This window comes from Alteromonas lipotrueiana, assembly GCF_019249245.1.
Lineage (GTDB): Bacteria > Pseudomonadota > Gammaproteobacteria > Enterobacterales > Alteromonadaceae > Alteromonas > Alteromonas lipotrueiana.
Genome location: NZ_JAESDK010000017.1, coordinates 84,017 through 107,195, shown reverse-complemented (window position 1 = coordinate 107,195; position 23,179 = coordinate 84,017). Strand labels below are relative to the sequence as shown.

Annotated in this window: 19 protein-coding genes, 1 tRNA gene and 2 pseudogenes; 9 read left to right on the top strand and 13 right to left on the bottom strand. The window is 45.1% G+C overall.

Annotated features, from left to right (window positions below; genetic code table 11):
• Positions 1-97 precede the first annotated feature (97 nt).
• Positions 98-844, bottom strand: coding sequence for an SDR family oxidoreductase (locus JK130_RS12295; protein WP_218354620.1), 747 nt, complete (start codon positions 842-844; stop codon positions 98-100).
• A gap of 118 nt (positions 845-962) precedes the next feature.
• On the opposite strand from JK130_RS12295, the gene JK130_RS12290 reads away from it, so the two are divergent.
• Complete coding sequence (locus tag JK130_RS12290) at positions 963-1,667, top strand: hypothetical protein (protein WP_220099549.1); 705 nt, start codon at positions 963-965, stop codon at positions 1,665-1,667.
• 147 nt (positions 1,668-1,814) lie between these two features.
• Here the strand turns inward: JK130_RS12290 and JK130_RS16680 are convergent.
• Positions 1,815-2,036, bottom strand: a pseudogene (locus JK130_RS16680) (endonuclease III); the annotation flags it as partial.
• A 208-nt stretch (positions 2,037-2,244) separates the two neighbouring features.
• Between JK130_RS16680 and JK130_RS12285 the strand changes: the two are divergent.
• Both JK130_RS12285 and JK130_RS12280 read left to right on the top strand, forming a co-directional pair.
• Complete coding sequence (locus tag JK130_RS12285) at positions 2,245-2,829, top strand: helix-turn-helix transcriptional regulator (protein WP_218354619.1); 585 nt, start codon at positions 2,245-2,247, stop codon at positions 2,827-2,829.
• Between the two features lie 112 nt (positions 2,830-2,941).
• Complete coding sequence (locus JK130_RS12280) at positions 2,942-3,268, top strand: hypothetical protein (protein ID WP_218354618.1); 327 nt, start codon at positions 2,942-2,944, stop codon at positions 3,266-3,268.
• Between the two features lie 102 nt (positions 3,269-3,370).
• Here the strand turns inward: JK130_RS12280 and JK130_RS16675 are convergent.
• Positions 3,371-3,574, bottom strand: a pseudogene (locus JK130_RS16675) (endonuclease III); the annotation flags it as partial.
• A gap of 268 nt (positions 3,575-3,842) precedes the next feature.
• Between JK130_RS16675 and JK130_RS12275 the strand changes: the two are divergent.
• Positions 3,843-5,273 (top strand): serine hydrolase domain-containing protein, encoded by a 1,431-nt coding sequence (locus tag JK130_RS12275; protein WP_218354617.1) that lies wholly within the window; start codon positions 3,843-3,845, stop codon positions 5,271-5,273.
• A 69-nt stretch (positions 5,274-5,342) separates the two neighbouring features.
• Here the strand turns inward: JK130_RS12275 and nth are convergent, their stop codons facing one another.
• From nth to JK130_RS12235, 8 genes are all read right to left on the bottom strand, one after another.
• Positions 5,343-5,975 (bottom strand): endonuclease III, encoded by a 633-nt coding sequence (gene nth, locus JK130_RS12270; protein ID WP_218354616.1) that lies wholly within the window; start codon positions 5,973-5,975, stop codon positions 5,343-5,345.
• Between the two features lie 9 nt (positions 5,976-5,984).
• Positions 5,985-6,677, bottom strand: a complete 693-nt coding sequence (locus tag JK130_RS12265; protein ID WP_218354615.1) for an electron transport complex subunit E — start codon at positions 6,675-6,677, stop codon at positions 5,985-5,987.
• A 13-nt stretch (positions 6,678-6,690) separates the two neighbouring features.
• Positions 6,691-7,329, bottom strand: coding sequence for an electron transport complex subunit RsxG (rsxG, locus tag JK130_RS12260; RefSeq protein ID WP_218354614.1), 639 nt, complete (start codon positions 7,327-7,329; stop codon positions 6,691-6,693).
• Between the two features lie 8 nt (positions 7,330-7,337).
• The gene (gene rsxD, locus JK130_RS12255) at positions 7,338-8,426 is read right to left on the bottom strand and encodes an electron transport complex subunit RsxD (protein WP_218354613.1); all 1,089 of its coding nucleotides are present in this window, start codon (positions 8,424-8,426) and stop codon (positions 7,338-7,340) included.
• Complete coding sequence (gene rsxC / locus JK130_RS12250) at positions 8,427-11,027, bottom strand: electron transport complex subunit RsxC (RefSeq protein WP_218354612.1); 2,601 nt, start codon at positions 11,025-11,027, stop codon at positions 8,427-8,429.
• 2 nt (positions 11,028-11,029) lie between these two features.
• Entirely contained in the window at positions 11,030-11,599 is a 570-nt protein-coding gene (gene rsxB, locus JK130_RS12245; RefSeq protein WP_218354611.1) for an electron transport complex subunit RsxB, read from the bottom strand.
• A complete protein-coding gene (rsxA, locus tag JK130_RS12240) occupies positions 11,599-12,180 on the bottom strand; it encodes an electron transport complex subunit RsxA (protein WP_218354610.1) in 582 nt (193 codons plus the stop codon). Before rsxA ends, rsxB begins: the two co-directional genes overlap by 1 nt.
• A 232-nt stretch (positions 12,181-12,412) precedes the next feature.
• Positions 12,413-12,489: transfer RNA gene (locus JK130_RS12235), tRNA-Asn, on the bottom strand.
• Between the two features lie 988 nt (positions 12,490-13,477).
• On the opposite strand from JK130_RS12235, the gene JK130_RS12230 reads away from it, so the two are divergent.
• The 3 genes from JK130_RS12230 (at position 13,478) to JK130_RS12220 (ending at position 17,987) form a co-directional block, all read left to right on the top strand.
• A complete protein-coding gene (locus tag JK130_RS12230; RefSeq protein WP_484771502.1) occupies positions 13,478-14,842 on the top strand; it encodes an MATE family efflux transporter in 1,365 nt (454 codons plus the stop codon).
• A gap of 26 nt (positions 14,843-14,868) precedes the next feature.
• Complete coding sequence (gene uvrB / locus JK130_RS12225) at positions 14,869-16,884, top strand: excinuclease ABC subunit UvrB (protein WP_218354609.1); 2,016 nt, start codon at positions 14,869-14,871, stop codon at positions 16,882-16,884.
• A 176-nt stretch (positions 16,885-17,060) separates the two neighbouring features.
• Positions 17,061-17,987 (top strand): LysR family transcriptional regulator, encoded by a 927-nt coding sequence (locus tag JK130_RS12220; RefSeq protein ID WP_218354608.1) that lies wholly within the window; start codon positions 17,061-17,063, stop codon positions 17,985-17,987.
• A gap of 106 nt (positions 17,988-18,093) precedes the next feature.
• Here JK130_RS12220 and queC read toward each other — a convergent pair whose 3' ends face one another.
• Positions 18,094-18,753, bottom strand: coding sequence for a 7-cyano-7-deazaguanine synthase QueC (queC, locus tag JK130_RS12215; RefSeq protein ID WP_218354607.1), 660 nt, complete (start codon positions 18,751-18,753; stop codon positions 18,094-18,096).
• A gap of 84 nt (positions 18,754-18,837) precedes the next feature.
• Here queC and queE point away from each other — a divergent pair, with 84 nt between their 5' ends.
• Together queE and JK130_RS12205 are read left to right on the top strand one after the other, a co-directional pair.
• Positions 18,838-19,518 (top strand): 7-carboxy-7-deazaguanine synthase QueE, encoded by a 681-nt coding sequence (queE, locus tag JK130_RS12210; RefSeq protein ID WP_218354606.1) that lies wholly within the window; start codon positions 18,838-18,840, stop codon positions 19,516-19,518.
• 21 nt (positions 19,519-19,539) lie between these two features.
• Entirely contained in the window at positions 19,540-20,430 is an 891-nt protein-coding gene (locus tag JK130_RS12205; RefSeq protein ID WP_218354605.1) for a type 2 periplasmic-binding domain-containing protein, read from the top strand.
• Between the two features lie 133 nt (positions 20,431-20,563).
• Here JK130_RS12205 and JK130_RS12200 read toward each other — a convergent pair whose 3' ends face one another.
• Positions 20,564-22,978, bottom strand: coding sequence for a hypothetical protein (locus JK130_RS12200; RefSeq protein WP_218354604.1), 2,415 nt, complete (start codon positions 22,976-22,978; stop codon positions 20,564-20,566).
• Positions 22,979-23,179 lie beyond the last annotated feature (201 nt).

Here is a 23,179-nt window from a genome sequence, read left to right as displayed (position 1 = left end):
TTGTCTGATATTGGCATTCCGATATCCTTCTAAGGAGTTGATAAGAATGCCATTTACACAGATATTTTTACACTCTCGGCAAATTTCTTTGGGCCCTTCAAAGACCGCCAGAACAATCAATACAACTCCCTGTCACGTATGATGACCTCTCGCTTGCTAACCATACAATCGTTTCAGCGACTTCCTCAGGTGTTCCACCTCTTCCCATTGGTATAACATTTTTCAATCTTTCTACTCTATCGACTTCACCGCCCAAAGCGTGCATGGTCGTTTTTATTAAAGCCGGTCGTACACCATTTACTCTTATCCCTTCCCCTGCCACTTCTAGCGCTGAGCCGCGTGTAAAAGAGTCTATAGCGCCTTTAGAAGCCGCATAATCCACATATTCATTGGGTGCCCCAGACTTGGCCGCAATTGATGACACATTTATAATTGAGCCTCCTATTCCCCCATCTTTTGTCGACATTCTTTTTATTGCCTCTTTCGTACACAGGAAGCAAGACATCACATTTACTTCCAGAATACGCTTAAATCGCTCGGGTGAAATGCCTTCCAGCCGGCTTTGCACCTCCAAAATACCTGCGTTGTTCACCAGCACTGCCAGCCGACCCAATTTGTCGACAGCGTCAAACAGCTTTGAAACGTCATGCTCCTGCGATACATCCGCCTGTACGGCTATACATTCACTTCCTTTCTGTATTATTTGTTGTTTTATAATTCCTGCGTCTCGTTGCGAATCCTTGTAGTTGAGTACAATTGAAAACCCCTCGTCAGCCAAACGCATTGCTGTTTTAGCCCCAATTCCTTTACCACTGCCGGTAATAAGCGCGACACTTTTACTCATACGTTTTACCCAAAGATGTTATATTGTCGACAATATTATAAAAATAAAACACTTAAATAATAAAAAATACACTTTTAATGTTATTTTGTCGACATGTTAATTTCCTTGGGGAATAGGTTTGGATTATTACAACATCGCCGGAACAGTAAACACAGCGTTTATAATCGTGAGTTGGTATGGGGTATTTTCACAGTTAAGAAAAATATGGAAAAGAAAACGTACTTGCGACAATAACGTGCGTCCCACAGAGCTTTTGTCATTAAACCAGTTTACGGTAAGTTATCTGGCCTATTTATCTTTTTTTGTATACGGATACTCAATAGAGCCATTTAACCACTATATTGTCTGGCCCAGATTGATAGCGTCTTTACTGGTACTACAAATCATCACAGAAATTTTGTTAGACAGAAAATCAGCAAGATCTGCCATAAGCTTTGCTATCGCGGCTAGTAGCCTCATTCTGGCATTTATCGGCTTCATCTATGGCGAAACTATCTCAGACCAGGGAAAGTTATTATCTACCGCTATCATACTTGTGGTTTCAGCTTTAATTGCTCAAGGCTACTTCTATCAAATAAGGCTCATTGTAAAATCCGGTCACGCAGGAGCGGTCGATCTTAAAATGAGCCAGTTCATATTTATGATGGATATATCCACTATCGTATTTGCTTTAAGTATGGGGATAGCAGAAAGCTGGCCGCTGCTATTGTTAGCCGCTACAAGCGGTGTGACAAAGCTAATTATTATGTATCTTTTTAGATGGGTTGAAATGAGTCCGCTTGCTGCAAAGCGCAGAAACTCCAGACTATATCAAAGGGGTTGATAGGAGTTATTACCAAAACGGAAGGAATGTTATAACCGAGCTCACGGGCTTAAGCTGCGTAAGTGATTCAACGTCTGCTTTCACATATAGTGAGGCTCAGTGTTGGTGAATGCGAAGGTCCGCAATTCGCTTAAAGCGGTAGCAAAATTATTCCGTCTTATCCTTAAACTCGCACAAGTCTTCGATGATGCATGAGCCGCAGCGGAGCGTACGGGCCATACAGGTATAGTGGCGGTGTAAAATCAGCATGGTGAACATCCACTTTAGACTCTTTGGGCGAGACTTTTTCCAGTGGCTGTTCCATTGCTACCAACTGTTTGCCTTTGCCAGTTTGGTTCGGCTGGAAAACCGAAAAATGTGTGTGTCCACAATGTGGGTATTAAACCGCTCCTGAAAACTGCGTAGAACTCTCAGTAATGCAATAGTGGTTTAGAAACATACCGCCATGTAACCCCTTGTAATGGCGAGGGATTGGGGGCCTGTCGGTTAGTTGTCGTGATAATGGCGGCGCTTTGTCGTAAACAAATGAGGACTGTTCCTTTAGTGTTAGTTTCGAATTAACCAAAGGAATAGCGAAATGGATATGAAAATAAATTCGAGGTTAGTGGTAGGGCTTAGAAAGCAAAAAGCCTGGAGCCAGCAGCAGTTGTCTATCGTCTCAGGTGTCAGTTTAAGAACAATCCAAAGAGTAGAAAATGAAGGTAATGCGTCATTAGAAACGGTGAAGTCCATCGCATCTGCCTTTGAAACTGACATCCAGACGATTACCAAAGAGCCTGCTAAAGCTAAAACTTTTCACAGTAGCGCTCTTGCTGCGATGGCTTTTTTTGCCACTATCGTATTTGGTGTGTTGGCGACATCTTCAACTACCGCTGCCACCGGTATAGAGATTCAGTCAGATACTGTACGGCAATCTTATGATAAGACAGAGACCAGGTTTAAGGGCGGGGTTAGCGTATTTATACCCGAAAATATGGCTTTTGAAATATCAGCCATTGAGCATAACGACGTATTGTCGGACGAGCCATATCAACTGCGCTTAACCTCAAAAGGCATGGCGCTTTCAATACAAAACGCACGTATTATCCGGGCAGATGAAGGTGTGATAATAAAAGCGATTGAAGTAAAATCCAGTTCAGTAAGTCCCTATAGGGGCGGGTAGCAATGCAATAAAGGTTTCATTTTGCTCGTTGAAAACATCTTTCATGGGGCCGCAGCGCTTATATGTTCTGCGTGTTCTGGTCCTTTAACTTAGCATCAGGTATCAGTTTCGTATGAAATATCCAGTGACGCCCGATGGACGATATATGGTGGTTCGAGGACGGTTATGGCGGGTGGCCAATCCGAATCTTTCTGAGGCCGACCGTGCCTCATATGTTGGGGATTTAATGAACGCTCGCCGCGAAGTCAAAGCGGCTAAGGCTGCAAAGGATGAACCCCGGCTGGCCGTTGCGCGACGCTCGGTAGATGCCGCAAAAGTCGCCTTGGGCGAGCGCGGGCCTGTATGGTGGAACGATGGTGCCAAGGATTTTAACCGTTACCTGGCCAAAAATACTCCGTACCGCGTTTGGTACAAACAACTAAACCCATCAACGGATTAAAGGCCTGTGGGTACAACTTGTTGCGTAGAAAATTATGACTCTGATCGAGGGCGGCTCAAGCGTGGTTTCTGACTATCTGCGATTTATTTAAGGAAAATAGATCTACTCAGTGTTGTTGTCCTTGAACTCACACAACTCTTCGATAATACACGAACCCGAGCCAGGCTTTCTCGCGCTTCAGATATAACAGCCGTACAAAGTTAGTCAGCAGTGAACGTCAACTTTGAATTTTTTGCCTATCATATCTTTGCCTATGGCCAGTTTGAAGCGCCGGAAAATGTGGGTGTCGACGGCGATGGTGGGCCACCGAATTAGAATAAAAGTAAATGGAGTTATTTTTGGGCTAAAGATCAGTCAATGGATACTCCCCTTTTATTACACCCATATAAAATAGGCCTTTCTATCCATAACTTGGTTAAGAGCAAGAACAAGTAGCTAAGATCAATAATAAGTGGTTGAATTAATTAGGTTAAGATTCTTATTTTGTTATTTTCTGTTAAATATCAATTGGTTGTATTGTGGTGTGGACTTTGCTGTAAATGCCGTAAGGTATAATTAAAAGAACACTAAATCTATGAAAAATCTTACAATTTTAATATTAATCTTATACTCAGTGCTAACTATAATCGTGCATGCGAGTGAGGATATCCAAAAGGATGTCGGTACAGTTTTAAGGGACCTTGTAGACTCAAACCACCTGATTGGGACGCATTTTGTCGCAGTCGTTAATGAAAATGGCTTGTTATTTACAGAGCATCAATCAAACAGACCAAGGCCTTTGAATAATGATATTCAGTTTCTAGTAGCGTCTCATACAAAGGCAATGACTAGTACACTCTTGGCGACACTTCATGAAAATAAGGAAATAAATTTATTTAAGTCGGGAAATCAATACAAAAGAAGCATTTTAATCAACAAAAGGTTACAAGCTAAAAGTATCACTTTAGATCAATTGCTAACGCATACAGCAGGATTTACAAGTGTTCAACACACATTTAAAACTGCATTCTTAGGCTATGAAAACAAGAATGAGTTAGTTGAGTCTTTGAACTATAACACTCTAGTTGCGCCTGATTTTCAGTTCAGATATTCAAATACAGGCCCAATTGTTGCCTCAATGATTGTCGAAGCAGAGCTAGATAAAAGCTGGGGCGAACTGATGAAATCGCATTTATTCATGCCACTTGGCATGACCAGTACCTCGACAAAAATCAACAGCGACATATTGCCATCTATCGTCACGGGTAAAGACGGTAAGATATTTCGTCAAGGTCACTATAAAACGAATAAAACAATGCACGCTTCTGGTGGAGTGGTGTCAACTATAAATGATCTCTCTTTATGGCTGAAAGCAAACATAAACCAAGACTCTAAGGCGTTTGGCGGAAATAATGTATTTGAATATCTCCATAAAAAACAAGTCGAGCAAGACAATACTTATTTTACTTACCAGCGAAGCGGCTATTCATTAGGCTGGGATATCGCAAATTATAATGGTGAAGTGCTCCTAACTCGGTTTGGTAACTATGCTGGATATAGCATCCATGTTTCCTTTATGCCAAAACAAAAATTAGGCGTTATTGCTTTTACGAATCAAGATATAGCGTATGTGCTACCTCATGTTATTGCCAACTACGCCTATAACTCGATCACGGGCAAGAGTAATAAATTATCGCTCTTACAGCAGGAGTCTAAAAGGCTCGAACAATCAATAAGAAAATCGCTCTCCGCTGCTCCTGATGTTAGCCAAATATTGACTTCGAGTAATTTGCCATCGAACATCATAGGCGCTTATGAGAATGAAAATAAATGGCCTGTAATGAATATCTTTTTGGAAAACGATCAAGCTAAAGTGAGTTGGGGAGAATTAATAGGCTTACTGCTAAAAGTGGACGGGAAATACAAAGCTCACCTTGGGTCATTGCAAAGACCTCTAACTATAAAAATCGAAAATGATGGGAAAATAGGGCTTAAAAATGGTTCTCTACCTTATACGAAAATTTAGTTTTTCATTTTGTTGGTCGGCTATATCAGAAATAGCCGACAGTTTGTAGAGGTTTCCAATCTTCCCTGCTTACTCAGTCTTGTCCTTAAACTCACAAAGATCTTCAATAATACACGACCCACAGCGTGGTTTACGAGCAATACAGGTATATCTTCCGTGTAAAATTAACCAGTGGTGAACGTCCACTTTAAACTCTTTGGGCACGACTTTTTCCAGTTTTTGTTCCACCGCCACCACATCTTTGCCCATGGCTAATTTAGTGCGGTTGGAAACCCGAAAAATGTGCGTGTCTACGGCGATGGTGGGCCAGCCAAAAGCCGTGTTTAGCACTACGTTAGCGGTTTTGCGGCCTACGCCTGGCAGGGCCTCTAATGCTTCGCGACTCTGGGGTACTTCGCCCCGGTGCTTATCAAGCAAAATACGGCACATTTTGTGAACATTTTCGGCTTTAGCGTTATACAGCCCGATGGTTTTGATGTACTGCTTTAGCCCGTCTATCCCTAAATCCCAAATAGTCTGAGGCGTATTTGCTACCGGAAACAGCTTGTTGGTCGCTTTATTTACGCCCACATCAGTAGACTGCGCCGAGAGGGTAACTGCCACTAACAGCTCAAACGGACTGGAATAATTCAGCTCGGTGGTGGGATTTGGATTGGCATCACGCAGCCGTGAAAGCAGCGCTTTTCGTTTAGTATTGTTCATAATTATCAGTTAGCTGTCGGCCGTAATTCGGATTCGTGTCACTTTGTCGGTGGGGGCGGTCTGACGCGCAGCAGCCCGGTTATCAATTATATTTTTAGCCGCAATTAAAAGTCCCATCCCGATAAAGGCCCCGGGAGGCAATATCGCCAACAAAAATGGCTGATCGGTAACAAATATCTCCAATGGCCAGTTTTTGGCTATAGGACCAAACAAACGATCGGCCCCGGCGAGTAACGTACCCGAACCCAGAATTTCACGCATGGCTCCTAATAGCATAAGAACAATAGTGAAGCCGACTCCCATCATCAATCCATCAAATGCCGCCGGCGCCACTGGATTTTTTGAGGCGAAGGCCTCGGCGCGACCAATAATGGCGCAGTTGGTAACAATCAGCGGAATAAAAATACCTAACGATAAATACAACTCGTAGGTGAACGCGTTCATTAACAACTGAATGATAGTAACAAAGGCAGCAATTACCATTACAAAAACCGGAATACGGATCTCGTTACGTACAAAGTTTCGAACCACCGAAACGGTGACATTAGAGCCAATCAAGACGGCGGTGGTCGCCAGACCCAGCGCCAGGCCGTTAATTAATGTCGCTGTAACGGCCAAAAGCGGACACAAACCCAGCAGCTGAACCAGCGCAGGGTTATTTTTCCAGATTCCAGAGGATGCCAAATCCTGATATTGATTCATAGTCGCCTCTTAATTATGCCGCGGGATCCTGATAACAGTCCGCCGCACGGGTAAACAATGCTTGTTGATGGTCTTTAACATACAGGAGGGTACGCCGTACCTGATCAACCACCGCCCGAGGAGTAATGGTTGCCCCGGTAAACTGGTCAAATTCACCGCCGTCTTTTTCAACCTGCCAGGCGCTCTGCTCATTGGCATTAAAGGTTTTACCGGTAAATGATAATATCCAGTCACTGATGGCCAGCTCAATTTTATCGCCCAGCCCGGGTGTTTCTTTATGCTCTACTGCCCGTACACCTAGCACCGTAAGCTCAGTGGTGACGCCTACCACCAACCGAATATTGCCACTGTAACCATCTGGCGCAGTGGTCTGAATAGCCAGCGCTGCGGGTTTATCGTCCATGCGTGCCCGATAAACCCGGTGCGGCTGATTACGGCCTAGTATGGGTGCATCTACCACCGTACAATCCTGGTGCAACGTATTATTGTAATAGTCTGCAGGTACCACCTCGTTAAGCACACTTAGCAAACGTTGGCGTTGTTGCTGCGCTATTTTATCTTTGGTTCCCACAAAAGTCAGGCTGATAAGCGCGGTAGTTACCAGCGCAAAAATCGTTAGCATAACGCCATTTTTTGAAATGGTTTTTATCATTGCCAACATTACCTCTTGCTGGTAGAACGTGGGTTACGGTCGCGGCCGTAGGTACGTGGCTTGGTGTAATAATCAATCAAAGGCACTGCCATATTCATAATAATAACGGCAAATGCTACCGCATCAGGATAACCACCAAAGGTGCGAATGATAACCAACCAAAAGCCAATAGCAGCGCCAAACACCAACCGGCCTTTGTCTGTAGTTGAAGCCGACACCGGATCGGTGGCGATAAAAAAAGCGCCAACCAGTAAACTGCCGTTAAAAATATGAAATAAGGGCGAGGCGTAATGATCCATGTCCAGTAGATGCAATAACCCAGAAACCACCACAACACTGCCAATCATGGCCCCGGGAATATGCCAGTTGATGACTTTTAAGCGTAGCAGTACCAGACCACCCAACAGGTAGGCAACACTTAACCACGCCCAGCCCGCGCCCAAACTCGCCGCGAAGCCGCCGTTGAATATTGGCTCAAGTAAGGCTTCATGATAGGTCTGGCCACTGGCCAGCCCGGTTTTTACTGTATCCAGCGGGGTGGCCATCGTCACGCCGTCGGCCACGGTGCGCACCTGCGTAATATCAAGCCCACTGTTTGTATAGCCGGTAAAAATGAGCATTAACGTATCAATAAAACCCAAGGGTTCGGCCAGCATCGACATAGGCGGAAGCCACATGGTCATGGCAACCGGAAAAGAAATCAACAACACCACATACCCAATCATGGCAGGATTGAACATATTAAAACCCAGTCCGCCGTACAGCTGTTTAGCAATAGCGATGGCAAAGAAGGTACCAATAATAGTCATCCACCAGGGTAGAGTGGGGGGAATGCTAATGGCAATAAGCAGCGCCGTGACCACCGCGCTATAGTCACCCAGCGTGCGCTCTACATGCTTTTGTCGAAGTGTTAAAATTAATCCTTCGACAAGCAGGGCGGTAGCAACAGTAAGCGTGGCCTGAATAACCAGCCCCCAGCCAAACACCACCACCTGCAATATCATAGCAGGCAGCATGGCATAAATTACCAGTCGCATGACCTGGCCGGTATCACGTTTAACTCGCTGATGCGGTGAGCTGCTTAGAAATAATTTCATCTAGGTTTTATTCTCATCTGATGCGGCTTTACGAGCAGCTTGCTTGGCTTTTGCTTTAGCAACCGCGGCGGCAACCCGATCATCTTTAGAGGCAGGTTTGACCGGATCTGACTGCTGGTCGCCGTTATCTGACTCAGAGGGTGAGGGTATAGTCGCCTGCTGGGCTTTTTTAGCTTTGGCTTTCGCTACCGCAGCGGCGATCCGTTGCTGTTTTTGCTGATCAGCGTTTTGGCTCGCGTCTTTAGCCGCATTTTTTGTAGTCTTCGTTTTATCTGTACCCTCATCCTGACCAGAAGAAGAGATAACCTCATCGCTGGCAGAATTCCCGTTTTGTAACGCTTTTTTCGCTTTGGCGCGGGCAACAGCAGCGGCAATACGGCGTTGTTTTTCTGTTTCGGGGCCTTGTTTTAAAACCGGCTCGGTAACTGACTTTTCGGAATTTTCGACACACGGTTCTGCAGACTCTTCGGGCTGCATACCTGCTGCTTTGCTATCAGCATCAGCCTGGTTATTGCCATGACTCTCAGCAGTTGAATCTTGTGAATGTTTGGCGGCCTTCTTAGCTTTAGCACGAGCGACAGCCGCCGCTACCTGCGCTTTTTTGTCAGCCGTTTGGTCTTTGCCAGTATCAGCCTGGCTATTATCATGATCTTCAGCAGTTAAATCTTGTGAATGTTTGGCGGCCTTCTTAGCTTTAGCACGCGCGACAGCCGCTGCTACCTGCGCTTTTTTGTCCGCCGTTTGGTCTTTGCCAGTATCAGCCTGGCTATTATCATGATCTTCAGCAGTTGAATCTTGTGAATGTTTGGCGGCCTTCTTAGCTTTAGCACGAGCGACAGCCGCCGCTACCTGCGCTTTTTTGTCCGCCGTTTTATCTTCGCTTGCCACTGGAGTGGAGCTGTCATCAACTTTGTTGGTTTCTGAGTCTTGAGTATGTTGTGCCGCTTTTTTGGCTTTTGCTCTGGCAATAGCCGCAGACACCTGTTGCTTTTTCGATTCAGGCGCATCGCTACCCGAAGTGTCAGATACCTGTGTCGGTGTTTGTTGCTTTTTGGCTTTAGCGCGAGCAAGGGCAGCCGCGACTTTATCTTTAGGAGCCTCGTCAGATTTTCCGGACGCAGCGGCAGCTCGCGCCTCTTTCGCTTTACGGTGCTTTTCTTCGCGCTCAATTTTTTCACGTTCAAGACGGGCTTTTCGCGCCTCAAACCGTTCTTTGGCTTTTTCGGCCTTCGCTTTTTCGTCGCGCTGAACGCGAATTTCTGATTTTGCCTGCCGATAGTAATGTACCAATGGAATTTCGCTGGGGCAGACGTAAGCACAGGCACCGCATTCAATGCAGTCAAACAAGTCGTACTCTTCGGCTTTGTCGTATTCGCGCGCTTTGGCGTGCCAGAATATTTGTTGGGGCAAAAGGCTGGCCGGGCAGGCGTCGGCGCAAGCACCGCATCGAATGCAGGCACGTTCGTCCTCACCCTGGGTTAACTCGCCCGTGGCCGGCACCAATACACAGTTGGTAATTTTTACTACCGGAACCTGGGCATCGTTCAGAGTGAAGCCCATCATGGGCCCGCCCATAATAACCTGCGGCAGGGTTTGTTTACTGCCGTTGTACCCTGCATAGCCTAGTAAATGATTGATAGGGGTTCCGATAAGCGCCCATACATTATGCGGATTATCCAACGCTTCGCCGGTTAGTGTAACAACTCGCTCAATGAGAGGTTTACCCTGAAATACGGCATCGGCTACCGCATAGCAGGTTCCCACATTGAACATCACCACACCAATGTCGATGGGCAAACCTTCACGCGGCACTTCCCGGCCAGTCACTGCCTGAATGAGCTGTTTCTCGCCGCCAGCGGGATATTTGGTAGGAACACTGACTATTTTAATCTGAGGCTTGTCCTGACAGGCAATCTTCATCGCCTCCAGCGCTTCAGGTTTGTTGTCTTCCAAAGCCACAATAACCAGCTGTGGGCTGATTAAGTGCTGCAACACATCAATTCCCTGGCGCACCTGCCAGGCATGTTCACGCATTAGCCGGTCGTCAGCACTGATATAGGGCTCACACTCAGCGCCATTGATAATTAAAAATTCCGGCGCTTTCGTATTTGCAGCTTTAATATGAGTAGGAAAGCCCGCTCCCCCCATACCAGAGATACCTGCATGACATAAGGCTTCAATTATCTGTGTATCGGGCAAGTCTTTGTATTGCCCCAGGGGCGTCAGCTCTGTCCATTTGTCATCGCCGTCGGGCTCTAGGGTCACCGTGGGTTCGCTCAGACCACTGGGGTGGGCAATAGTGCGATCGCTTATTTGGCGCACTGTCCCGGAAGTGGGCGCGTGTACCGGGATAGCGAAGGGATGTGCACTAGTTGTAAGTGGCTCGCCTTTTTTTACCCGTTGTCCTACTTCAACAGCCAGACGCCCCTGGGTGCCAATATGCTGACGTATTGGAATAATAAGTTCGGGGGGCAACGGCGGGCGGGCAATAGCCTGGCGGTTCGACAGCGTTTTCCGGTCTTCAGGATGCACGCCCCCAGGAAATGAATACAGTTTGCCAGTTTCAAGTCGCTGGGTGATGGTGTCAAAGTCAGGATGCATTGCTACGACACCATCTTAATAGGGATATCGCCCTGTTCTGACTTTTTGAAGTCCCAGGTCCAGTTTGTGGGAGTTGGCTCTACAGGCACCATATCAATACAGTCGACCGGGCAGGGGTCTACGCATAAATCGCACCCGGTGCATTCACGTTCAATTACCGTGTGCATGTGTTTGGCCGCGCCTAAAATCGCATCTACCGGACACGCCTGAATGCACTTAGTGCAGCCAATACACTCGTCTTCGCGAATAAAAGCCACTTTTTTGGTGTCTTCTTCACCATGAGCGGCGTCTAACGGTTTTGCTTCAACACCCATCAGGTTAGCTAAATCTTTGATGGTAGACTCGCCCCCAGGGGGGCATTTGTTAATTTCGTCGCCATCTGCAATGGCTTGAGCATAAGGCCGACAACCCGGGTACCCACATTGCCCGCACTGAGTTTGCGGTAAGATTTCATCTATTTGATCAACCAGAGGGTCCGCTTCAACTTTAAAACGAATACTGGCATAACCCAGTAGCAGGCCGAACACTAATGCCAGCAAGCCAATGGCGATTAACGCGATGGTCATTGTCATTAAAATTTCACCAATCCACTAAAACCCATAAATGCCAGCGACATAAGACCGGCCGTCACCATTGCGATAGATGCGCCTTTAAACGGGGCGGGTACATCAGCGGCAGCCAATCGTTCACGCATGGCAGCAAATAAAATCAAAACTAAAGAAAAGCCGACGGCGGCGCCGAAACCATAAATCAGACTTTCCATAAAATTATGTTGTTCGGTTAAATTAAGTAACGCCACACCCAGAACCGCACAATTGGTTGTAATCAGCGGTAAAAATATTCCCAGCAATCGATAAAGTGTGGGACTGGTTTTGTGTACAACCATTTCGGTAAACTGAACCACCACGGCTATCACTAAAATAAACGCCAAAGTACGAAGATAACCCAAGCCCAAAGGCTGCAAAATATAGGTTTCGACCAAATAACTGGACACCGATGCCAGGGTCAGCACAAAAGTGGTGGCCATGGACATACCGATAGCGGTTTCAAGTTTGCTGGAGACCCCCATAAAAGGGCACAATCCAAGAAACTTGACCAGTACAAAGTTATTGACCAGCACTGTTCCAATAAGCAGAAGTAAAAAATCGGTCATGTGCTATTGAACGCTCCGCGTTTGCCGTGGTTTTAAGCGATATTCTACCGAGCAGACAAGGCAGATATCCGTGGTTAAAAAACGAGGGGTATTATCGCTGTTTGCAGCACGATTAACAACTTGATAAGAATAAGGTTATTCAATAAAAAACAAAGAAATAAAAATATCTGGAAGAAAAAGAAGAAGTTTGAATAAAACAATAAGATAAAAGAAAGGAAAAAACATCAAAAGTTGGCTCCCCCTCCCCGACTCGAACGGGGGACCTGCGGATTAACAGTCCGTCGCTCTAACCAACTGAGCTAAGGGGGAACAGCTTTTCAACGGAGGCGAATATTAAAGACCATCTTCCTTACTGTCAACTAACTTCATGAAAATTTTTATCAACTGCTCAAAAAGTAGCTTTTTTGAGATTGTTTGTATAAAAAGCCCGCGATATCAGGCCCTAAACGCTATGTGCCGTTATTTTTTATTTTTAAATAAAGGGTTGTTGAAAGGGGCATAGTAAGGCTCTTAAAACACTGGGCAATTAAAACGGCACTGTACTTATAACCAAAAAGTTATGGGGTTTGTGAAAATAATATTAACTTGTGCTGGATTACTGTTAATTTGTACAGTTATGCTGTATTGTGCAACCATAATATGATGTATCTAAGGTTAGTCGATACTTACCAAACTGTTCGTCCAATGGCGGGTATCTCACGTCGTTGCTGGGTTATAGGCACTTATCCACTAAAACTGTGGATAAGTATGTTGATAGACGGCCTGAATTCCCATAGCAAGCTTGATCAACCTATTGTCAATATACGCCATCAAAAAAAGAGCTATTATATTTTACGTTAAAAAACAATGGCTTGTTTGTTATAGCTTGATCGGTATTTTGATCTTACTCAGATCCATTAGACAAGCTTTAGCTTGTGTGTTAATTCGCCGTTCATTCCTTGTACAGGGCTATATTTTGCGGATTTTTGAGCAGTTGTTAACAGCTTGAATAGAATATTCAATTTTTGTCCACAGCTTCTATTCGCCATTGTCGGGTCTTATAAATTGTTATTGTGAAAATAGTAAGTGGCCTTTTGTTAATTCATTTAAAACCATCAATATCAAACCGTCTTAACTATTAATTAAACCCCATACCTTCAAAAGGGGTTTGATATGTCGAAGAAACGTTTTAGCGAATATTATAATATCTATGCTTAAGTTAAATAGCGGTTTTCATTCGCTTGCAGGTTTAAATAGCGGTTTTCATTCGCTTGCAGGTAAGGTGTAATAATACATTTTGTAATTATCAGAGAGTGCAGTGAACAAAGCCGGCGTGCGTAACAGAAATATAAATCTTACCGAAGGGCCGATAGGAGATACTTTGCGGCGCATGACCATCCCTATGATTTTAGGCATGATCATGATGATGAGCTTTGGGTTGATTGATACCTTTTTCGTTAGTCTGCTGGGTACTGAACAGTTGGCCGCCATCAGCTTTACGTTTCCCGTTACCTTTACGGTGATAAGCCTTAATATCGGGCTTGGCATCGGTACCTCGGCCATTATAGGCAAATTGCAGGGGGCCGGGGCGGTTAAAGACGCCAAGCTTTATGGTACGGGCTCGTTGATGCTGTCGGTATTACTGGTTGGTGCATTAGCTGCAATGGGTTATTGGTTAATAGAACCCATCTTCAAATATTTGAATGCCAGCGAAATGCTTATGCCCTATATTCGCGATTACATGGGTGTCTGGTATCTTTCGAGTGTATTTTTAAGTTTGCCGATGGTTGGCAACAGTATTTTACGTGCCTGCGGTGATACCCGCACGCCCAGCATTATTATGGCCTCAGGGGGGGCCTTAAATGCATTGCTCGATCCTGTTTTTATTTTTGGATTTGGCCCTGTACCCGCCATGGGTATTCAGGGGGCGGCGGTGGCCACCTTTATTGCCTGGATATTCGGGGCCAGCTGGATAATTTGGCTACTGGCCGTACGCCGACAGCTTATTATTCCCCGTCTGTTAACCCTGGCCGAGTTCAGACGAAGCTCGAAAGAGGTACTGCGCATAGGGTTGCCGGCTGCCGGAGCAAACATGCTCACGCCCATTGCCGGTGGGGTAATGACTGCGGTGGTTGCTACCTATGGCGCCGAAGCTGTGGCTGCCTGGGGGGTGGGTAACCGCTTAGAGTCTATTGCCAGTATTGTTATATTGTCATTGTCTATGACTCTGCCGCCGATAATTAGTCAAAACATCGGTGCCAATTTGTATCAACGCGTTGAACAAGCTTACATGGTGGCATTGAAATTCATTTTGATATGGCAGGTGGTTGTCTTTGCGCTGCTATGGGCCTCTTCGCACTGGATTGCACAAATTTTTGCTAATGAACAAGAAGTTGCACGGCTGATCAAACTATTTTTAGCCATTGTGCCATTAGGCTATGGCATGCAAGGGGTTATTATATTAACGAATTCCTCGTTAAATGCTATGCATCGGCCTATGACAGCATTGATGCTCAGTATCATCCGTCTGTTTGTTTTGTTCGTACCAGTTTCATACGTCGGCAGCGTCTTGTTTGATATCCCGGGCTTGTTCTGGGGAAATGTTGTCGCCAATGTACTTATGGCTGCAATTTCATATTGTTTGTTCAACACAATGCTTAAAAAACATCGACAACGTCAATAACGCTATATGCGGGAGAATGTCTATACATGAGTCGTGGATTCGAATTAGTCGCAAAATATCAACCAGCAGGCGATCAGCCCAAAGCCATTGAGTCACTTATCGATGGTTTAGACAGCGGACTTGCCACGCAAACCCTGCTTGGCGTTACCGGGTCAGGCAAAACGTTTACCATGGCCAATGTTATTGAGTCAGTTCAAAGGCCCACCTTAATTCTGGCGCACAATAAAACGCTGGCGGCGCAGTTGTATGGCGAGATGAAAGAATTTTTCCCCAATAACGCGGTAGAGTATTTTGTTTCTTATTACGACTATTATCAGCCTGAAGCTTATGTGCCCAGTACCGATACTTTCATAGAAAAAGACTCTTCAATTAACGAACATATTGAGCAAATGCGGTTGTCTGCTACCAAAGCGCTGATGGAGCGACGTGATGTAGTAATTGTAGCCAGCGTGTCTGCCATATATGGACTTGGCGATCCCGAGTCCTATATGAAAATGCTTCTGCATTTGCGCCAGGGCGATACTATGGATCAGCGCGATATTTTACGTCGTCTGGCTGAGTTGCAATACAGTCGTAACGATATTGCCTTTGAGCGCGGTAACTTCAGGGTTCGGGGTGATGTCATTGATATTTTTCCTGCTGACTCAGAAAAACAAGCGGTGCGGGTTGAGCTGTTCGATGATGAAATTGACACCATCAGCTTATTTGATCCATTAACCGGCGAGGTTGAGAAAAAGGTGGTGCGCGCTACTGTATTTCCCAAAACGCACTATGTAACACCACGCGAAAAAATTCTTGAAGCCATAGAACGTATTAAAGAAGAGCTAAAAGAACGTAAAGAACAGCTGAAAAGTGTCAATAAGTTACTTGAAGAGCAGCGTATTTCTCAGCGTACTCAGTTTGATGTCGAAATGATGCTGGAGCTGGGTTATTGCTCAGGCATTGAAAACTATTCACGTTATTTGTCTGGCCGCGCACCTGGCGAGCCGCCCCCCACGTTGCTGGATTATTTTCCTGCAGACGGATTAATGTTTATTGATGAGTCTCATGTGACGGTTTCGCAGGTCGGGGCCATGTACAAGGGCGACCGGTCTCGGAAAGAAACCCTGGTAGAATACGGATTCAGGTTGCCCTCGGCGCTGGACAACAGGCCTCTAAAATTTGATGAGTTTGAACAAATTTGCCCGCAGACGGTGTATGTATCAGCCACGCCCGGTAAGTATGAATTAGAAAAATGCGATAATGATGTGGTAGAGCAGGTCGTGCGGCCCACCGGGTTACTTGATCCAGAGATTGAAGTCAGACCTGTAGCCACACAAGTAGATGATGTTTTATCTGAAATCAGTAAGCGTGTTGAAGTTGACGAACGTGTACTTATTACCACCCTTACTAAGCGTATGGCTGAGGATTTAAGCGAATACCTGAACGAACATGGAGTGAAGGTACGCTACCTGCACTCTGATATTGACACCGTTGAGCGTATGGAAATTATCCGTGATTTACGCTTGGGTAAATTTGATGTTTTGGTGGGTATCAACTTGCTTCGTGAAGGTCTGGATATGCCAGAGGTGTCATTGGTCGCTATTTTAGATGCTGACAAAGAAGGCTTTTTGCGCGCCGAGCGTTCGCTTATTCAAACCATAGGTCGGGCAGCCCGCCATTTAAATGGCCGTGCTATTTTGTATGGCGATACGATCACCAAGTCAATGCAAAAAGCCATAGACGAAACTCAGCGCCGGCGTGAAAAACAACGTGCTCACAATGAAGCCAACGGAATTACTCCGCAAAGTCTTAATAAACCTATTACCGATATTATGGATTTGGGCGACAGTAAAACCAGCGATCCGGGTAGAGTACGGTTGCGAAAAATAGGCGATAAGAAAAAGTCAGCCGATGCGCCTAATCCTACTGATCTTATGGCGCGAATTTCAGAACTTGAAAAACAAATGTTTGAATCTGCCAGAGAGCTGGAATTTGAAAAAGCCGCATCGATTCGTGATGAAGTTGAAACATTGCGAAAACAAGTTGTGGCCCTTTCTTAAATTATCGACTGATAATGACTATTAATATTACCCGCGGCAGGGCAATACTGTCGCGAGTTTTTTACCCTAAATTCTATAGCGATTTAATTAAACTGTTAAAATGTCGTTGTAATCCTTCGAAGTGTTGCCTATTATGTGACTTGAGTATCTATAACTATACCTAAAGCGGTGCGTTCATGTTAAATCGATTACAAGAGTCAGACATCAAACTCTTACGTGTCTTTTATGCTGTGGCAAGCTGTAACGGCTTTACAGCCGCAGAGCCTGTTCTGCGAATGCAAAGACCCAATATCAGTGCAGCAATAAAAAAACTTGAAGAAAGATTAGACTTAGTGCTTTGTCATCGGGGCCGAGGTGGTTTTCAGATGACCAAAGAGGGCGAAGTTGTGTTTCAGGAAACAAAACGCATCTTTAACGCCTTCGATAACTTCGTATTTAACCTGAAATCGCTTCATGATGATTATTCAGGCCATATTACATTGGTCCTGATGTCAGGCTTGCCACTCTCTATTCACTTAGCGGTAAGCAAAGCAGTGAAAAGCACCATGAAAAAATTTGACGATATTCATGTGAATATCCAGACACGTTTGTACAATGAAGTCGAACATGTCGCACTATCAGGCGAATGCCATTTGGTTATTTCGACCTATGATATGGTGAAGCCTGAATCGGTTACTTTTCATCCTATTGGTGTGAAGTGTCAGGGCCGACTGTATTGCTCACCCACACACTCATTGGCAAAGTATCGCGATTGTGCGCTGCCTGAAGAAGTGAAAATTGAAGATTACCCAGCCATCGGATTGTCTGGGTTGTCGTCAGCAAACTACATTGAAGATGACCAGCGCCTGGCTATTCAGACATTTTCTGACTCTTACGACGCTGCAATGTCTGCGGTAATGACAGGCGAATACATCGGTTTATTACCTGACTTTATGGCAAAAGAGCAGGGGGCCAGTTTAGGTCTTGTTCCTATTGCTAATGGCAGCTTGTTCAACTTTGAACACGAACTGTTTGTAATGAACGGTAAAAATACCCGTCTGAACCCAGTACTTCGACATTGTATAAAAGAGCTAACTTACTTTATTGCAGAAAGTCAGAAGTAATCTAGTAGCAAAGCCGGTGCAAGCATATTTACTGCACCGGCCTGGCGACTATCTTGTTCCAGGCATTTTAAATGTAACAAACACCAGCGTTTTATTATCTAATTATCTAGGCTTCATACTCAAGCGGGTCGGTGGCATTGTTGGCGCTAAATGCCGCCAAACGTTCCTGACATGCACCGCACTTTCCACATGCTTTTGTTCGTCCATTGTAACAGGTCCAGGTTTGTCCATAATCTAAGCCCATAGTTAACCCGTCAGCTAAAATATCATCTTTAGAGTTGTGCAGGTACGGCGTCATTATTTCAACTGGTGTGTAGTTGGCAATACCACATACATCATTCATTTTTTCGACAAACTCAGGGCGGCAGTCAGGGTAAATGGCATGATCGCCAGAGTGCGCGCCGTAATACACCTTTTCAGCTTCCATAGATACAGCGTAGCCAACGGCTAACGAAAGTAAAATCATATTGCGATTAGGCACCACCGTAGTTTGCATACTTGGCTCTTCATAATGCCCTTCAGGAACGTCAATATCGCTGGTCAGTGCTGAACCACCAACAATACTGTTTATGGCTGAAATATCGACAATTTTATGGGCGATGCCGAGTTTTTCACACACCTGTGCAGCATAATCGAGCTCTTTCTTATGACGCTGGCCATAATCGAACGACAGTGCGTAAGACGTTTTTCCTTCCTTCAACGCTTTGTGCAGCACCGTAAAAGAATCCATTCCACCTGAATAGATAACGACCACTTTTTCTGACATGATAAAGTTTTCCTAAAATTAGCTCCGCATATCGGGCTGAATCTTGGTAAAATTCAGCGCAGATACAGCAGTAAGGGGCGTCAGTTGACCACACCACAGTTAAGCATTAACGAAGTTTTTGAAACAATCCAGGGTGAAGGCATTCACACTGGGGTACCCTCAATCTTTTTACGCCTGCAAGGGTGCCCGGTTGGCTGCCCTTGGTGCGATACAAAACACACCTGGTCATTAGATGATGCTTTTTTAACTACCGCCGATAAGGTTGTAACTAAGACAAAAGAAAGTGAGGCTTTTTTTAATGCCGATGAAATTGCGATACTAACGCTGTTTAATAATCTGAAGTATACCGCGAAACACGTGGTTATCACAGGCGGCGAGCCCTGCATGTACGATTTAACAGCCTTAACGAATTTCTTGCATGAACATGGTTATAGTACACAAATAGAAACAAGCGGCACTTACGAGATTCGCTGCGCTGACAAAACCTGGGTCACGGTATCGCCAAAGGTGGATATGAAAGCCGGTATGCCGGTACTTACCAGTGCCTTACAAAGGGCGGATGAAATAAAGCACCCGGTAGCTATGCAACGTCACATTGATGAGTTAGATTCATTACTTAGCCGACTTGATGCACAGCGCCGTCCTCCGGTTTGTTTGCAGCCTATTTCACAGCAACAACGAGCCACAGATTTAGTTATTAAAACGTGTATAGAGCGTAACTGGCGATTGTCGTTACAGACGCACAAGTACATTGGTATCGAATAAACAGGCGAGGGAGTGGGGAACATGTTTAAGCGGGTTAAAATATCTGCACTGAAGTGTTTAACGGGTGCTGCATTGCTGGGCGCGGTATGTGCGCCTGTTCAGGCTGCTCTTTGGACCATTATTTACCCCCGCCCTTTAGCCGAAAATGACCTTAGAGCAGAATATCCTATTGCGCTGCTTACATTAGCGCTAGAGAAAACCGGCGTTAAATACAAGCTACGGGCTTCAGATCGGATTTTGTTGCAGGGAAAAGCCCTAAGACAATTAAAAGAAAATCGCGAAGTTAATGTAGTCTGGAGCGTGACCGATGCGCAAAGAGAAAAAGAATTACTACCTGTTCGCATTCCAATAGCTAAAGGACTTATTGGTTGGCGGGTATTTTTGACGACAAAAACCCAGTTAGGTAGTTTTAGTCAAATTAATACATTGCGTGGTTTGTTATCAAAAACACCGGTGCAGGGCGAAGAATGGCCCGACACAAAAATTCTGCAGGCAAATGGCTTTAATGTCTTTACAGTACCCGAATACCCCGAAGCCTTCGATATTCTGGCTACTGGCCGGGCTAATTTTTTTCCAAGATCGGTAATAGAGATACAAAATGAACTGGACAGCGCGGAGATTAGCCCCGACATTGTCACCGAGCCCAGACTGAGTTTGTATTACCCTAGTGCCATGTATTTTTTTGTTAATCGTGGTAACCCAACCCTTGCCCGCCTGATACAAACCGGATTGCAACGCGCTATAGACGATGGTTCTTTTGATGCTTTATTTGAGTCAACATATCAGGAGACCCTTCAGAAACTTCGGGTTTCTAAACGTAAAGTTTTTCGGTTAGAAAATCCTTCGTTACCGAAACAAACTCCACTTGACGATGAGGCGTTATGGCATTTGCCAGCAAAGCTTGATAAGTAAGTGAAGTGACGATGCACGAACTTTGTTTTTCCTGCGACGACAACGTTTATAGAAGCAGTAAAACAACGTAATCAACAGACATAAAAAAAGAGCGGGAAAAACCGCTCTTTTTATCGATATTAAAAATATCAGCTTATTTTTTCAGGCCTATGCGTCGACGCAATCCTACCAGCGCTATAGATAGAAGTCCTAGAACCGATAGCGAGCCACCGCCTCCAGAATCGCCGCCAGATGATGTGTCAGGATCTGTACCGCCATCTGAACCACCGCCAGTGTCGCCGCCTGAACCGCCGCCAGAGCCGCCACCTGAACCGCCACCAGAGCCGCCGCCAGTGTCACCACCTGAACCGCCACCCGTGTCACCACCGTCTGAATCAGATTGTGTTGAAGCGACAAAACCTACGTTTTTATACAAAACGTTGTCACCAAATCCGACTTTCAGCATGACGATTTGTTCGTTCTTTCCGTCAAACAGATCGGCCGGAGCAGTAACCGTGACTGTTGACTCGCCGTCAGCATTGCTCACAGAAAAATCAGGTGTCCAGTCGCTAAATGCGTCAGTAAGTACCGAAACAGAAACATCATCATTAGATAGTGTTTCAGTAATCGTTACACCAACCTCACCACCAGCGCTGGTTACTTTACCTACCAATTCATCGCTATAAGCACGCGGGATGGCGTTAAACATGCCACGCATATCAAGGTGCAAAGAGTCTACATCAGTAGTGCCTTCAAGCCCGATGTTCATGGTAATGAGTTGCGGCTGTAATTCAGTTGCAGTAAGCGATGCAACCCAATCAAGCGCATTTCGATAATCTTCGTCTATCGAGATAGTTAGCGTGCGCTCATTTCCAGAACCAGAAACCTCTGCATTCATGAACTTACGGATGTCGGCAGCCGCATCAGCATCGTCATAAGCAATATTGGCATATTGAATGCCAACCAGCTTAGTGATGAATAAATCTAATTCACTGTTTTGAACACTTGCATCTTCAACATAAATTGAAGCTGTTGACGTAGAACCTGGGACGGTTGAAATATTAACGTTATCAACATGCATCGGTGACGCGGAATCATACTCCTGCATTACCCGAACAATAGGTAACACGTTGTCGTCAAATTCTACCCAGTTGATAACAACCAAACAGCCGTTAGTTTCGCCATCTAATGTCAGGCTTGATGTGTTCGCATCAGACTCAAGTGGAACCGAACGTTCAATATTGTACGCCGACAAATCTGAGCGATACAGGTTACAGTTGTAAGATGACTGAATGACATCTTGTTCAACATTACCTGGTAGTGGTTCCCAGTTCAGGGTAACCGAAGAGTCGGTAATATCTAATGTAGAGCTACTTTTTAGGTTGGTCGAGTTAGCCAGTATAGGACCTGCTTTACGCAAGAACTCAGCGTTATCAGCCGCATCGCTGCCACTTTCTACACCAATGGTAATGCCATCAACAGTTTGTGTTGGGTCTGAAAAACGTGCCACCCGAATTGCTTCAGGGTTGCTATAAGACGCCATTATAGTAGCGACTTCATCGGCTTCTACAAACGCATAGGGCAAGGCACCCGGAAACGCTTCCTCTAATGAACTGCGTTCATGATTCAACGCCAAATTATGGCCCAAGGCATGGGTTAAATTGGTGTTGCTAAAGGGGGTGTAACGCAAATGCGATTCTTTAATAAAAAACAGAAACTGTTCAGCTTCAGCTTCGTTAGCGTTTGGAATAACAAGTGAGCTTGAGCGAGTAAACTGACCCTCGTCAAAATCGCTTAAATGGACCGTGTTAATAAAGTCAGACTCGCCGGCGCCATACTCAGCTTTAGCCATAGCATCGTCATCGGCAAAAAAATCACCTTCATCATCATCTATCAGATAAAAGTTTTTTACCGACACAGTGAATCCGTTAACATTTGCGGTACCAAGAGCATCGTTAAAAATCTGAACGTCTTGTGGAAGTATCGCTAATGGACTGGTATCAGTAGCAGAGTCTGCAGCGGCAGCTTCAGCCTCGACAAATGTTGCAGCTGATATGAAAAACGCTACACCGGTTTCATCTGGCGTATCGAATCCGCCATCTGTTGATAGGTTGGTGCTTTGCATTCTTTCAGGGCGCAGTTCAGACCATTTGGCCGCAGTAGAGCGCGGCGCCACTGATGGCACGCTGGCTTCTTTACCAAACGTGTTTAATTTGTACTGTGTAAGAGCAGCAGAATTACTACTGACACTCAGGGATTTGGGAATGCCGTCATCAATTAACGTCGCGCTAATTTTCTCGCCGCGCTTTCGCAGCAATAATGAATTTGCATTATTGGTAGACGCGTAGGTAAAAGTAGTACCGAACCGATCTTGCTGCGCCGATTTAAACCGAAAAGCGGTGTCGTTTACAACAATATCAGACTGATAAGTCAAAGCATTTTCCAGGCTGCCAGCGCTTACAGAAGTGACAGATTCACTTTTAGTACTGTAATTAGCATCTGATGCGGCCAACCCGTTAGGGGAAAAAGCCATTGCGATGGCTATAGATAGTGTCGCCTGTTTAAGCATAGGTTTCCTTTTAAAATTGCCCATGGACATCCATAAGCAACCCTTTTCTATTGATCTCCCAATTAATAGCTCGCTGGAATACGCAGGGATCATTCTTAAACTACAAAAATTGGGTGATAAAATGCAAAGTTAATGTTTTATATACAAAAAAAGCCCGCATATTGCGAGCTCTAAGAATAGCATAAATTTCAGTCAACGAAT